General features: G+C 50.8%; 15 protein-coding genes. 12 read left to right on the forward strand and 3 right to left on the reverse strand.

Translation table 11 applies throughout. The annotated features are described in order from the left end of the window. Both KKF06_00035 and lnt read left to right on the forward strand, forming a co-directional pair. The coding region (locus tag KKF06_00035) for a hypothetical protein (GenBank protein ID MBU1616154.1) at window positions 1-369 on the forward strand (369 nt) is incomplete at its 5' end. 8 nt (window positions 370-377) lie between these two features. Then, window positions 378-1,733, forward strand: coding sequence for an apolipoprotein N-acyltransferase (lnt, locus tag KKF06_00040; protein MBU1616155.1), 1,356 nt, complete (start codon window positions 378-380; stop codon window positions 1,731-1,733). On the opposite strand, the gene metF is transcribed toward lnt, so the two are convergent. From metF to KKF06_00055, 3 genes are read right to left on the reverse strand one after another with little or no spacing between them, the layout of a single operon-like run. Continuing rightward, complete coding sequence (gene metF / locus KKF06_00045; protein ID MBU1616156.1) at window positions 1,714-2,583, reverse strand: methylenetetrahydrofolate reductase [NAD(P)H]; 870 nt, start codon at window positions 2,581-2,583, stop codon at window positions 1,714-1,716. The genes lnt and metF overlap by 20 nt on opposite strands. Continuing rightward, a complete protein-coding gene (gene lysS / locus KKF06_00050) occupies window positions 2,570-4,132 on the reverse strand; it encodes a lysine--tRNA ligase (GenBank protein ID MBU1616157.1) in 1,563 nt (520 codons plus the stop codon). Before lysS ends, metF begins: the two co-directional genes overlap by 14 nt. Window positions 4,133-4,191: 59 nt before the next feature. Next, on the reverse strand, window positions 4,192-4,911 hold the full coding sequence (locus KKF06_00055) for a type III pantothenate kinase (GenBank protein MBU1616158.1): 720 nt from the start codon (window positions 4,909-4,911) through the stop codon (window positions 4,192-4,194). A 140-nt stretch (window positions 4,912-5,051) separates the two neighbouring features. Here KKF06_00055 and KKF06_00060 point away from each other — a divergent pair, with 140 nt between their 5' ends. From KKF06_00060 to KKF06_00105, 10 genes are all read left to right on the forward strand, one after another. Then, window positions 5,052-5,429 carry a hypothetical protein gene (locus tag KKF06_00060; GenBank protein MBU1616159.1) on the forward strand — a complete coding sequence of 126 codons (378 nt, stop codon included), beginning with the start codon at window positions 5,052-5,054 and terminating at the stop codon, window positions 5,427-5,429. Window positions 5,430-5,542: 113 nt separating this feature from the next. Beyond that, entirely contained in the window at window positions 5,543-6,532 is a 990-nt protein-coding gene (locus tag KKF06_00065) for a MoxR family ATPase (GenBank protein MBU1616160.1), read from the forward strand. A gap of 8 nt (window positions 6,533-6,540) precedes the next feature. Then, entirely contained in the window at window positions 6,541-7,425 is an 885-nt protein-coding gene (locus tag KKF06_00070; protein MBU1616161.1) for a DUF58 domain-containing protein, read from the forward strand. 2 nt (window positions 7,426-7,427) lie between these two features. Continuing rightward, window positions 7,428-7,943 carry a hypothetical protein gene (locus KKF06_00075; protein MBU1616162.1) on the forward strand — a complete coding sequence of 172 codons (516 nt, stop codon included), beginning with the start codon at window positions 7,428-7,430 and terminating at the stop codon, window positions 7,941-7,943. After that, entirely contained in the window at window positions 7,930-8,925 is a 996-nt protein-coding gene (locus KKF06_00080) for a VWA domain-containing protein (protein MBU1616163.1), read from the forward strand. Before KKF06_00075 ends, KKF06_00080 begins: the two co-directional genes overlap by 14 nt. Further along, on the forward strand, window positions 8,922-9,905 hold the full coding sequence (locus KKF06_00085) for a VWA domain-containing protein (protein ID MBU1616164.1): 984 nt from the start codon (window positions 8,922-8,924) through the stop codon (window positions 9,903-9,905). The genes KKF06_00080 and KKF06_00085 overlap by 4 nt, the downstream gene beginning before the upstream one ends. Further along, entirely contained in the window at window positions 9,902-10,567 is a 666-nt protein-coding gene (locus KKF06_00090; protein MBU1616165.1) for a tetratricopeptide repeat protein, read from the forward strand. The genes KKF06_00085 and KKF06_00090 overlap by 4 nt, the downstream gene beginning before the upstream one ends. Before the next feature lie 14 nt (window positions 10,568-10,581). After that, window positions 10,582-12,363, forward strand: a complete 1,782-nt coding sequence (locus KKF06_00095) for a BatD family protein (protein ID MBU1616166.1) — start codon at window positions 10,582-10,584, stop codon at window positions 12,361-12,363. A 79-nt stretch (window positions 12,364-12,442) separates the two neighbouring features. Next, window positions 12,443-13,324: an SPFH/Band 7/PHB domain protein gene (locus KKF06_00100; GenBank protein ID MBU1616167.1), complete on the forward strand. Its 882-nt coding sequence runs from the start codon at window positions 12,443-12,445 to the stop codon at window positions 13,322-13,324. A gap of 2 nt (window positions 13,325-13,326) precedes the next feature. Then, window positions 13,327-13,929: sulfide/dihydroorotate dehydrogenase-like FAD/NAD-binding protein (locus KKF06_00105; GenBank protein ID MBU1616168.1), on the forward strand; the 603-nt coding region annotated here is incomplete at its 3' end.

Below are 13,929 nucleotides of genomic sequence, written 5' to 3' on the forward strand. Positions count from 1 at the left end.
AATTATTATTCGACCTGGTCCGGGTATATTATCGCTGATCCAGCCGGTTACTTTTTAGTGAAGGGGCCGTTTATTTTTGGCGCGTCAACAACCAGAGAGGTACTTTCCACAACCGCCGCGAGCGGCAATAAATTGCTTTTTAGCTTTCGCCTTGACCAGATCTTTGGCGCGACGATCCCGGATACGGTCTATTTTGACCTGATCACTGTCCCCTGGCCGGACGGAGCGGAAAAGATCCCGGCCGATCACCTGCAGATGAGCAATTACGTCTCCAAAGTCGCCGGGACCGAACTGACGATCGTTGACGATAGCGACTCATCTGCCGCGCCGTCCCTTGATATTTCTAAGGTCGTGATTAGAATCCAATGAGCTATATTTTGGCAGCGATATCAGGCCTTTTGCTGGCCTTTGCTTTTCCAAAGCTCGGATACTGGTGGTTGGCCTGGGGAGCGCTAATTCCATTTTTCCTTGTTTTGGCTGGTGCCAGGAAAAGCCGCACCGCTTATCGCCAGACCATGGTCTTTGGGCTGATCTATTTTTTAGGTATATTTCTTTCGGTAACTTCATTATTCCGTTTCGGCGGCTACTGGATCATTACCGGATGGCTTCTTCTGGCTATTTTCCAGACTTTGTTCTTGTTAATATTTGCCGGCGCCTTTATAAGATTAGGGAAAAGTTTTCGTTTTATAGCCGTACCTTTTTTATGGATCGGGGTGGAGTGGCTTAGAGCCTGGGGGCCGCTTGGCGTATCGATCGGCGCGGTTGGCTACTCGCAGAGCCCGTTCCTTCCGATTTTACAGGTAGCGAGCATTGCCCAGGTTTACGGGGTCAGCTTTTTAGTTGTCCTGGCTAACGCGGCTATGACCCAATTGATCCTTGAACCGCGGCGGCGCACTTTGCCGACACTAGCGGTCTTGGTGATCGTGGCGGCTCTGGCTTGGGGGGGGGTGGTACTGCAGCAGCCGGTAGCCAACGAAAAGGCAAAGACCTTGACTGTCGCGCTGGTCCAATCGAACGTCGACCAATTTGACCGGATGAACCCCCGACTGATCGATATAAATTACGAATTGCATGATGCCATGAGCCGGCAGGCGGCTGAAAAAGCAGACCTGATAGTCTGGCCGGAGACTGCAGTCTTTACATATATTGCTCAAAACAGTCTTTATTTTCCCAGACTGCAAAAATTAGCGGCAGAGACCGGGGCCTATCTGGCGGTCGGGACCGCTTACAATGGAGAGCGGAACCGGGCCTATAATTCGATAGTGACGATCTCGCCAAGCGGCGAGATCTTATCTTTCTACGGCAAAGAGGAACTGGTCCCATTTGGGGAATATCTTCCTCTACGGCCGATCTTGTATCCATTTCTAAAGTCGACCGGATATTTCAATTCTGAATTCAGCTCTGATACAAGGATCAGTCCGCTGGTTATCGGGAGTATTGAAGCGGCCGGAGCGGTCTGTTTTGAATCAACAGCCCCGGCATTGATCAAAAAACGGGTCAACCGTAATACTGCTTTTATTTTGACGGTGACCAACGATGCCTGGTTTGGCGATTCCGCCGCTCCATACCTGCACTGGCAGACCGGGGTTTTCCGGGCGGTCGAGAACCGGCGTTATTTTGTCCAGCTGGGGAACACCGGATTTTCCGGGTTAGTTGATCCCTATGGTCGGGTAATTAAACAAAGTGAATTGAACAAGCGGGAAGTAGTGGTCGTTAAAATCCCAGTTCGCTAAGGACGGTCGAGATCGGTTCGGCCTGGTTCATGACGAAGAAGTGGAAGTAGTTGACCCCGCCAATAATTAATTCCCTGGTCTGTTCCAGCGTCCATTCGGTGCTGATCCGCTTGATCGCGTCGGGATTTTCCGCGTTCTTTTCGATCTTCTCCAACAATTCTTTCGGGATAGTCGCGCCGCATTTTTCGGTCAGGGTCTTGATCTGCCTGGCCGAGGTGATCATCATCTGCCCCGGGATGATCGGGACCTTGATCCCGGCAGAGCGGCATTGATCGACAAAATAAAAATAGGCCTGGTTGTTAAAGAATAATTGAGTGATGATATACTCGGCCCCGGCGTCGATCTTTTTCTTTAAGTTGGAGATATCATTTTTCATGGCGGTCGCCTCGGTGTGCTTTTCCGGATAGCCGGCGACCCCGATACAAAACTTCGGCTGTTCCGATTTAATGAACTCGACCAGCTCGGATGCATAGCGGAAACCGTTCTTGGGAGGGGTGAACTTGGTTTCGCCGGTTGGTGGATCACCCCGCAGGGCGAGGATATTTTCAATACCCAGCTTGGCCAGCTGTTTGAGTTGAGCGGAGAGGTCATTGCGCTCGGCCCCGACGCAGGTCAGGTGGGCTACCGGTTCGATCTTGAACTTCTTTTTGATCTGTTCCGCCCAGTAAAAGGTCTTGGCCCGGGTTGTTCCCATCGCCCCGTAGGTGACCGAAACAAAATCGGGGTTAAATTGACCAAGTTTTCCGATCGCGGCCAGGAGATGGGCTTCCCCTTCCGGGGTTTTTGGCGGGAAGAACTCAAAAGAGAGGGTCGGCCGGTCGGTCCGGTTCAGCGCTTTACTTGCCTTCATTAGTATTTTTCGCCCCTCTCCCTCTGGGAGAGGGGTTGGGGGTGAGGGTTTCCATTTCCTCTTTCTTGGGTTGAGCTTTAGCTAGCGGCCGCATATGCGGGAAAAAGATCACGTCACGGATTGAAGGGGAGTTGGTCAGGATCATGACCAGGCGGTCGATCCCGATACCGAGCCCGCCGGCCGGAGGCATCCCGTATTCCAGTGCTCTTAGGAAATCTTCGTCCATCGATTCGGCTTCTTCGTCCCCGGCCGCTTTAAGTTCCGCCTGTTTATTGAAGCGCTCCATCTGATCGATCGGGTCGTTGAGCTCGGAGAAGGCGTTGGCCAGCTCCATACCGGCAATGATCAGCTCAAAACGTTCAACTTTTCCTTCTTTAGAACGGTGTTTCTTGGCCAGAGGGGAGGTTTCGAGCGGGTGGTCGATGATAAACGTGGGCTGGCGTAAATTAGGCTCAACGAACTTGTCGTAAAGCTCGTTAATGATCTTGCCGATCCCGAGCTCCATTGCCCCTTCGATCCCTTTTTCTTTGCCTAAGGCCCGGATCTGGTCGTCGGTTTTACCAATGATATCGATCCCGTTCTCTTTTAGCGCGTCTTCCAGGGTGATCTTTTTCCAGGGAGGGGTGAGATCGATCTTTTCTCCGCGGAATTCGATCTCCAGTGTTCCCAGGACCTCTTTGGCGGCGCTGACCACTAAATTCTCGGTTAACTGCATGATGTCGTGATAATCGGCATAAGCCTGGTAGATCTCGATCATCGTGTATTCCGGGTTATGCTTGAACGACATCCCTTCGTTCCGGAAGACCCGTCCCATTTCAAAGACCTTCTCAAAACCACCGACCAGGAGCCTTTTCAAATACAGTTCGGGAGCGATCCGCATAAAGAGGGACATGCTCAAAGCGTCGTGAAAAGTCTCGAACGGCCGGGCGGCCGCGCCGCCTTGCAAAACGTGCAGGACCGGGGTCTCTACTTCCAGGAACCCCTTTTGCTCTAAAAAGTGACGAATAAAAGAAACGACCCTGCTCCGCTTGACAAAGACCTCTTTAACTTCAGGATTGACCATCAGATCGAGGTATCGTTCCCGGTAGCGGATCTCTTTATCCTGCAAGCCGTGCCATTTTTCCGGCAGGGGGAGAAGTGATTTGCTCAAAACTTCCAGTTTTTCGACCCTGACGGTAATTTCGTTGGTCTTTGTCCGGAAAACGTGGCCGGTCACGCCAATATAATCCCCCATATCGAGGTTTTGCCAGATCTTGTACTGCTCTTCCCCCATGACGTCGAGTTTGGCGTAGACCTGGAGCCGTCCGCATTCGTCCTGGATGGTCGCGAAAGAAGCTTTCCCATGACCTCTCTTGGTCATGATCCGGCCGGCGACCACAACAGTGTCGCTGCTGTCGCTCCCTTCCGCGAGCGAGGCGAATTTTTCCAGCACTTTAGCGGAATGCTCGGTTGGAGTGAATTTGTAGGGATAAGGGTTGATCCCCAGATCCCTGATGTTTTGCAATTTTTCTCGTCTGACTTTTAACAGATCGCTTAATTCTTCTGACATTTTTAACCCCCAACTAACAACACGCCCCGACGTACGTCGGGACTACAACTAACAACTGATTATTTTAAATCGGAAAAGATTTTTAAACCTTTCAACGTCAGCTCCGGATCTATTATATCAACAACCGTGGTGTACTTACAAATAAGCTTGGCCAATCCCCCAGTCGCGATGACGGTCGCTTTGGCGGCTTTCATTTCCTTTTTTATCCGCCAGACCATCCCTTCAACCATGGCGACGTAGCCAAAGACCAGCCCGCTTTGCAGCGCCTCGACCGTACTCCGGCCGACGACCCGCTTTGGGGGAGCAATCCTGACCGAGGGAAGTTTGGCGGTCCGCTGGTGAAGGGTGTCGCGGGCCAGGGTGATCCCCGGGGCGATCGCCCCGCCCAGGTATTCCCCTTTAGCCGAAATATAGTCAAAAGTGGTCGCGGTCCCAAAGTCGATGATCAAAGCTGGCCGCTTATAAAAAGTGTAGGCGGCCAGGGCGTTGACGACCCGGTCGGCGCCAATTGCTTTTTTATCTTTTAGTTTAACTTTGATCAAGGGGATATCAGCGGCTGAAACAAAGCGAGGAGGGAAGCCATAATGGTTTTTTATGTCTTTGGCTAATTTACGATCAATGGCCGGGACGACGCTGGCAATGATCACGTTTGAAATATTTCCTTTAATTTTACTAAATATATAGGGGGAGGTAGGGGTCCGCCAGGCAGCGGCCAAATGAGTTCCTTTAAAAAGGCCATAGACAATGTTAGTATTGCCGACGTCAATAGTCAGTATCATCCATCAATTATAACACGTTCAATAGTGCCCGGTTACGGTTTCAAGGAACCTGCGAATAAACTTCGCGGTTCCTTGAAATACGATGGTTTGGAGGAAACCGTCCGCCTAGGCGGACAGGTTTCTGACACTAAAGGCTTTATATGAAAAAGGAACTTTTAGCTTTAATTATCTCTGTTTTTGCTAATAATCTGGTTTTTGGCCTGGATTTGGTCCCACCGGCGCAAGCATATGACCCAGCTTGCTTGAAAATTACCAGTGAAACAGAGGCCCGTTCTGATCAGGCGGTTGAAAAAGTTGAACGGTTTGCGTCTGACCATTTTGGCGTTGACCTGAATCAGCCGATCTTGAACATCAAATTGCCGAGTAACCGCCTGATCGATTACAACGTAAAATACAATTTAAGGGAAAACAGCTGGCGGTTAAAATTAGCCGGTCAGGGGATGCTCTCGCCGGTGGTCACCTACAACAACAGCGAACGTTATCGGCTTTACCTGATCAATAAAGGGATAAAATTTTAATTGGTTTTTAATCTCCTCCTAATTGATTTTTAATCCGGTTTTGTGTAATATAAAAACGCTGCCGCGGAAGGACTTCATCTTACTGCAGTTAATTTGGAAAGGAGTGGATTGTTATGAACGAGGAAATTAGGATCATTGACGAAAAAGTTAAGGCGAAGAGCGAATTTGTGGAAAAGATCGGCCGGGCGCTGGCCGGGACGGTGATCGGCCAAAAGGCGATCATCGACCGGATGATAGTTGCCATGCTTTGCAACGGTCATGTCATGGTCGAAGGGGTTCCGGGGTTGGCAAAAACCCTGATCGTCAAAGCGCTGGCGGCGGCGGTTGACGCCAAGTTCGCCAGGATCCAATTTACCCCCGACCTGCTCCCTTCCGACCTGATCGGGACGATGATACTTAATCCCAAGAGCGGCGAATTTACCTCGCGCAAAGGGCCGATCTTTGCCAATATCATTCTGGCCGATGAGATCAACCGGGCCCCCTCAAAAGTCCAGAGCGCCCTGCTCGAAGCGATGCAGGAGCACCGGGTCACGATCTCCGATACCACTCATCAATTGCCGGAACCGTTCCTGGTTATGGCGACGCAAAATCCAATCGAGCAGGAGGGGACCTATCCGCTTCCTGAGGCGGCGATCGATCGTTTTATGTTCAAGTTGAAGATCACTTATCCGCGCAAAGAAGAGGAGCTCAGGATCATTGATTCCGCGCTGATCGGCCAGGAGCCGAAGATCGCCAAGGTTGTCGGCATAGAAGAAATTATGGAAACCAGGAAGGTGATCAACGAAATATATATTGACGACAAGCTTAAGCAATATATTGTCAATTTGGTCAACGCGACCAGGACGCCGCAGGAGTTTGATCTTAGCGAGCTTGCCGGCCTGATCCAGTTTGGCGCCTCGCCCAGAGCTTCGATCAATCTGGCACACGCCGCCAAGGGGAACGCGTTTGTCCGCCGGCGCGGTTATGTTACCCCTGACGACATTAAAAGTGTAGCGCTCGACGTGATGCGCCACCGCCTGATCCTGACCTACGAAGCGGAAGCCGAAGAGCAGACTACCGAGACGATCATTCAAAAAGTATTGGATGCGGTAGACGTTCCTTAAGGATAATTATGACCACCGCGGATATCTTCAAGAAGATACGTCGGATCGAGATCCAATCCCGCAAACCGGTCAACCAGCTATTTGCCGGCGAGTACCGGAGCGTATTTAAAGGAGAGGGGTTGGAGTTCCACGAGGTCCGCGAATACCAGCCGGGCGACGATATCCGCTCGATCGATTGGAACGTGACCGCCCGGCTTGGCCATCCTTTTGTTAAAAAATTCATTGAAGAACGGCAGCGGACGATCATCCTGATGATCGATATTTCAGCCTCACAGGATTATGGTTCCTTAAAGAAAAGCAAGAACGAGATCGCGGCCGAGCTGGCGGCGATCCTCGCTTTTTCGGCGATCAAGAACAACGATCTGGTCGGGGTTTTACTTTTTAGCGACCGGGTTGAAAAATATATCCCTCCCAAAAAAGGGAAAAAACATGTGATGAGGATCATTCGTGATATCCTTTATTTTAAGAGGGAGAACACCGGGACCGACCTGACCCAGGCGCTGAGGTACTTTAGCCGGGTCCAGAGAAAGAGCGCGATCGTCTTTGTAATCTCGGATTTTCTGGGAGATGATTATGAGCGGCCGCTGGCGGTTCTTGGCCGCCGGCACGATCTGATCCCGGTACTGCTCAAAGACCGTTTTGAGCGGCAGTTCCCTTCTCATCACGGGCTGTTGCAGGTCGAGGATCCAGAAAGCGGCGAGCTGAGGGCGATCGATGGAGGGAACCCGGAGGTCCGCGCGGCTTATGATCAATTAGTCGAGGCGGAATATCAGCAAAAGCTAAAATTCTTCCGTTCGCTCAAGGTAGATTGTCTGGAACTTTCGACCAATGGTGACTATATTAAGCCTTTGAACCTCTTCTTCAAGCGCCAGCAAAGGAAGGTCCGCCACTGATGATGACCGAAGATATTCGCGATATCAAGGGGATCGTTGGGGTGATCGACTGGGGGACGATCTTTTTCCTTGGCCTTTGCTTGATCCTTTGCCTTGGCCTCTTCTATTTAGCTTATCGTTACTATCTTAATACCAAGGCTAAGGCAAAGGCGGAGGTTAGAGAACCGGTTAAGCCATTTAATGTTATCGCCGAAGAGGCGATCCTTGCCCTGGACCCGGTCGCTTATTTCCAAAAAGCATTATTTCGCGATTATTATTTCGAGCTGACCGGGATCGTTCGCCATTTTCTGTCCGATAATTACAAAATTGACGCTTTGGAGAAAACTTCTTTTGAATTGGTCACCGAAATGGAAAGGGTTGAGCGCGATTATGACAAGATCAAATTGCTCGACCGCTTTTTTCAGGATGCCGATCTGGTAAAGTTTGCCAGAGAAAAAACAAGCCTGGCGGCGATGAGAGAGTCAAAAGAAAAAGCTCTCACTTTTATCAAGGAGTTTTACCGAAATGCGGCTGGCTAATATATATTGGTTATTATTAATTTTGCTGCTGCCGTATCTTTACCGTTTAAGAAAAAACGCCAAGCCGGCCGCGCTCCCTCACCCGGATCTGGCCTGGCGTTTGACCAGGCAGGAGGGGAAGGCCAGGTTAAAGGAACTCATTCCCCTGGTATTTAGACTGGCGGCGTTGATCCTGCTGGTCGTTGCTTTGGCCCGCCCGCAAACCGGATTCAGGCCCGATAATGCCAATCGTTTTGGGGTCGACATCATGGTCGCTCTTGATGTAAGCAGTTCGATGACAGCCGAAGATTTTGTCCCCAACCGGATCATGGTAGCGAAAAAGGTCCTGGCCGATTTCATCCGCTCCCGCCGAGATGACCGGATCGGCCTGATCGTTTTCGGGGCGCAAAGCTACCTGCAATCGCCGCTAACAACCGACCATAAAACCCTGCTCTCGTTCTTAGATGATGTAAAAGTGGGGATGGCGGAAGATGGGACCGCGATCGGGATGGCGCTGGGGAACGCGGTCAAGCGGCTGAAAGATTCGAAGGCGAGAAGCAAAGTGGTCCTCCTTTTGACCGATGGGGATAATAATGCCGGAGCGATCGATCCGGAGACCGCCGCCAAACTGGCGGCGACTTATAATATCAAGGTTTACGCGATCGGGATCGGGGACCCCAGAGGAGCGCCGATCCCGATAACCGACCAATTTGGCAATAAAACCTACGCTTATAACCCGGACGGGACACCTTTCCTGACCAAAATGAACGTGGAAGGCTTGAAAAAGATCGCCTCATTGACCGAAGGGGGGTATTTCCTTGCTTCGGATGGGGGGAAGCTTCGGGCGATCTTTCAGCAGATCGATAAAATGGAAAAAGTAAAATTTGAGGGCAAAACCCAATACGTTTTTGACGAGCAATTCGCCTTTTTCGCTTTTCCCGGCTTGTTTTTATTGTTAGCTGAAATGTTGTTGGTTAGATTTTGGGTGAGGCCGCTCCCATGATCTTTGCTAAAGCTTTGTATTTATGGCTATTGCCGATCCTGCTGGCCCTTGCCGGATATGAATGGAGAAAGAGAGGCCGTGCCAATCCTTTGTTTGACCGAGAATTGGGTCCGTTAATGCTGCGGAATTTTGACCGGCAGAAGCGTTACCTGAGAAAAGTTCTTTTTTACGCCGGGTTGTTTTTCCTGATCATTGCTCTGGCCAAGCCGCAGTGGGGGGAAAGGGAGCAAGTCTTGACCACCCCTGGGATCGACATGGTCTTTGCGGTTGATGTCAGCAAAAGCATGCTGGCGACCGATTTGAAACCGAGCCGCCTGGAAAATGCCAGGCAAGCCCTCCGTCTATTGACCATGCAGCTCGCCGGGAACCGTTTGGGGCTGGTCGCTTTTGCGGGGAGCAGTTTTGTGGAGTGTCCGCTGACCGGAGATGTTGGGGCGGTCCAGCTCTTTCTTGATTCGCTTGCCCCTGGTTTGATCCCGGTCCCGGGGACCGACCTTGGGGGGGCGATCCATACCGCCGTTCAGGCGTTTGACAACTCTCCGACCAGCAAGGCGATAATATTAATTACCGACGGAGAGGATCTGGCTGGCGGTGCGCGCGGCGCAGCTGGCGAAGCGGCCGGGGCCGGCATTAAAATATTCCCGATCGGGATCGGGACCGCGGTGGGCGAGACCGTTCCTGAAGTGGACGAAAATGGCCGGGTTATTGGATTGAAGCGGGATAAAAAAGGGGAACTGGTTGTTTCCAGGCTCGATCTTGACCTGTTGAATGAAATAGCTGGCAAGACCGGCGGAAAAGCGTTTTTTGTTTCCAGCGGAGGATCGACCTTGCCGGAGCTGATGGCGGCGATCGCTACTCTCCCCAAGAACAAGATCACCCAAAAGCTTGGCTACCAATATTACGACCGCTTCCAGATCTTTCTCTTTCTTGCCTTTGTTTGCCTGGCGGTAGAATTTATCTTGAGTGAGAGGAAGAAATGAAAAAGTTAATTATTCTTTTTCTGCTTATCGCTTATCCATTATCCCTTAGACCTGCTTACGCTATCCCTTTCGAAAGCCGGCTTAATAAAGGGAATGGTTTATACAATCGCGGGCTGTTTGATCGGGCGCAAAAAGTTTACGAAGGACTCCCCAAAGACCCGCTGGCAAAATACAATCTGGGAAACTCACTCTATCGTCAGGGGAAATTTGCCGAGAGCGAAAAAGTATTCGCTGCGGTCACCAGGGAGGCGTCTGGCCGGGATCTGGCCCAAAAGGCGTTATATAATCAGGGGAATGCCCGGTTTCGCCAGGAAAATTACGAAGGAGCGGTAAATTCATACGAACAAGCGCTTCGGGTTAAGCCCAAAGACCGGGATACGCTCTATAATTTGGCTTTAGCGAAAAAACTTTTGAAGATGCCGAAAAACCAGAGGCCCAGGCAGAATAAAAATAAAAAAGACAAACAAGGAAAACAGGGGAAAAACAATGAAAAGGACAAAAGCGACAAGAAAGAAAATAAACCGCAATCAGGTAACCAACAGAATAAACAGGGGCTAAGCAAGCAGGACGCTGAGCGGATCCTGCAGGGTTTAGGAAATAATGAGAAACATCAGGGGAAAAAGGTTAAAGGGAAAGGGGCTGGGAATGGGGAGGATTGGTGAGGGGGATTAGAGAAATGAAAGTGAAAATAGCATTATTAGCTTTAGTTTTGTTGGCTTTGCCGCTATTTGCGGAAGAGGTATCAATTAAAGGAACAGTTGATAAAACTACGGTCGCTCTGGACGATACGGTCAGCTATACCGTCACGATTTCCGGAGGAGGAGAGGATGTCCCTCCGCCGTCTCAGCCGAAATTCGTTAATTTAGCTCCGGTATCAAATTATCGCACTTCAAATATTTCGATCATTAACGGACAGGCGAACGTCTCTTCCTCCATGACCTACGCGTTGAAACCGCAAGCGGTTGGAGCCGCTTCCATTGGCTCTGCCCAGCTTTCGTACAATGGCAGAACCTATTGGTCCGATCCGATCGAGGTCAAGGTAACTCCGGCAACCGGGGCCAGCCGTTCGCGCCGGAGCCTCTCCCCCTCGGCGATGGGGGCCGATCCGTGGGAAGATGTGTTCGATAAATTCTTTAAAGAGCCGATATTTGTCCGCCCGGAACCGGTCAAAGACCCGATCAAGGTGAAAATGACCGTTTCGCGAACCAACCCGTACGTCAACCAGCTGGTCTTGCTGACCTTTACTTTTTACCGACGGATCAATCTGTTGGAAGCGCCGATCTATATGCCGCCGTCAACGACCGGTTTCTGGTCGGTCAATTTGCCGGTCAGCAGCCAGCAGCGGCAGGAGACGATCGATGGAGTAAATTATTTGGCCCAGGACTTTAGGACCGCGATCTTTCCAATTGCTGATGGCCGGCAGGTCATAAAAGAAGGGTCGCTCCGGGCGCGGATCAACGCCGGGGCTCCCTCACTCTTTAAAACCGATCCGGTCACCCTGCAGGTCAGGCCTTTGCCGGAAGCGGGAAAACCGGCTGATTTTGGCGGCTCGGTTGGCCGCTACAAGTTATCGGTCGCTCCAAGCGTGAAAGAGGTCGAACGGGGTAAGCCGTTCACGATCGTTGCCAAGGTTTTTGGCGAGGGGAATATCCAGTCGGTTTCCGAACCGGTCCTGGCCGACGGGGAAGGGTATAAAAAACTTTCCAGCTCTTCAAATGAAAAGGTGGTTCCGGGGAACTTGTCGGTTTCCGGTTCTAAAACTTTTGAGATCGCCGTTTTGCCGCTCAAAGAGGGGACGCTGGCCCTTCCTCCCTTGTCTTTTAGTTATTTTGATCCTGGAGCGGAGAAGTACGTTCAATTAAACTCGCAGCCGCTAGCGATCAAGGTTCTTCACTCAAGCTCGCCGCTTCCCAAAGAGCTTAATGCGGGGAGCCAGAATGGGCCGGAAGGGTCGGTCAAGATCAGTTTCAATTGGCGGAAGCCTCTCCGCTGGCTGTTTGGTCTTGTCGTTAGCCCGATTTTTATAGTTGGGTTTGGCCTGACCGTTGGGTTATTCCTTATCTTTGTCGTTTGGCAGAGGTTTAAAAAACTCCAGGGGGCCGACCCGATCAGATTGCGCCGCTCCCGGGCGCTTCGGGTTGCCCGCGGCCGCCTTAAGCGGGCACAACAATTGCTTAAAGAGCAGAAATTAAAAGAGTGTGTTGGCGAGCTTCACGAATCGGTCAGCCATTACCTGGGAGATAAATATAATTTTTCCGCGACCGGGGCGACGACTGATGAGGTCAAAGAACTGCTTTCCGATAAAGGGATCTCTTCAGAGGAACAAACGGAGATCGAGGCGTTTTTCAATGAATGTGATTTGGCCAGATTTACCCCTTCGACTCTTGATACCGGTATGATCGACAAGCTTTTGCGGCAGGCAGAGCGGTTGATCGTTTTAATTGAATCAAATAAATAGCTTTTTTGTCGTGATTGACCAAAACGACTTAAATAGGCTATTATTAGCCAAAGCCACATAATTAAAGGAGTTTTTCACTATGTCGTTAATGGTAATTTTGTTCTTTTTATTCTTTTTCTTTATTTCCGGGGTCCGTATCGTTCGCCCGACTCATCGCGGGTTGATCGAAAGGCTGGGAAAGTACAGGAAGTTCGCGGAGCCGGGGTTCCAATGGGTTATTCCGCTGGTCGACCAGATGTACCAGATCAACATTACCGAGGTTATGGTCAATGCCGAACCGCAGGAGATCATTACCAACGACAATCTTAATGCCCGGGTCGATGCCCAGGTTTATTTTAAGGTTAAAGAAGATGAAGAGAGCGTTAAAAACTCGCAGTATAATGTTAATAATTGCGATTACCAGATTGTCAATCTGGCGCGGACGACCCTAAGGAATATCATCGGGACATTAACCTTGAAAGCGGCCAACAGTGAGCGGGGCAGGATCAACGAGGAACTGCAGAAGACCTTAAGAAAAGAGACCCAGACCTGGGGGATCGAGATCGTTAGGACGGAACTTAAGGAGATCGATCCGCCAAAAGACGTGCAGGAGACGATGAACAAAGTCGTCAAGGCAGAGAACGAAAAGATCGCGGCGATCGATTTCGCCACTGCTACCGAGACCATGGCCGACGGCCAGCGCCGGGCGGAGATAAAAAAAGCCGAAGGGGTCCGCCAGGCTAAAATATTGGCGGCAGAAGGGGAAGCGCAAGCGATAAAATTAGTCAATGAAGCGGCTAACTTGTATTTTATTGGGAACGCTCAGATTTTGAGAAAACTGGAGGCGGTCGAGAACGCGTTGGTCAATAACGCTAAGATCATTGTTCCGGCCAATACTGAGCTGGTCAATGTGATCGGTGAAATGGCCGGGGTTGTTCCGATCAAGAAAGAGTCGGGGAAGTCTATCACAACTTTGACTTAGCCATGAACGAGATCTTGTCTCGCGCAGAGCTTACCCCTAATGTTATTAAGATAACCGTTGCCGCTTCGGAGATCGCCGCCAAGGCGCGGGCCGGGCAATTTGTTGTTGTTATTCCCGCGGCCAAAGCAGAGAGGATCCCTTTGACCATTGCCGACAGTGACCGGGAAAAAGGAACGATCACCATTATTTTTCAATTGGCCGGCGCTACAACCCGCTTGTTAGCTTCGCTTCAGGTTGGCGACCAGATCCCCCACGTGCTGGGTCCGCTTGGGATCCCCTCCGAGATCAAAAAATTTGGTCGGGTGATCGTTGTTGGCGGGGGAGTAGGGATCGCCGAGATCTACCCGGTAGTTAAAGCTTTGACCGCCGACGGAAATGAAGTGGTTACAATTGTCGGGGCGCGCAATAAAGAATTATTGATCTTTCAATCAGAGTTGTCAGTTGTTAGTCGTCAGTTATTAGTGGCTACCGACGACGGCTCAAGCGGCCGCAAAGGATTTGTGACGGAGTTGCTGGCCGAAGCGATCAAAGAGAGGCCGGTCCAGCGGGTGATCGCGGTCGGTCCGGTCCCGATGATGAAAGCATGCTGTGATCTGACCAGAGAG

This window comes from Candidatus Margulisiibacteriota bacterium (genome assembly GCA_018822365.1).
GTDB lineage: Bacteria > Margulisbacteria > WOR-1 > O2-12-FULL-45-9 > XYB2-FULL-48-7 > XYB2-FULL-45-9.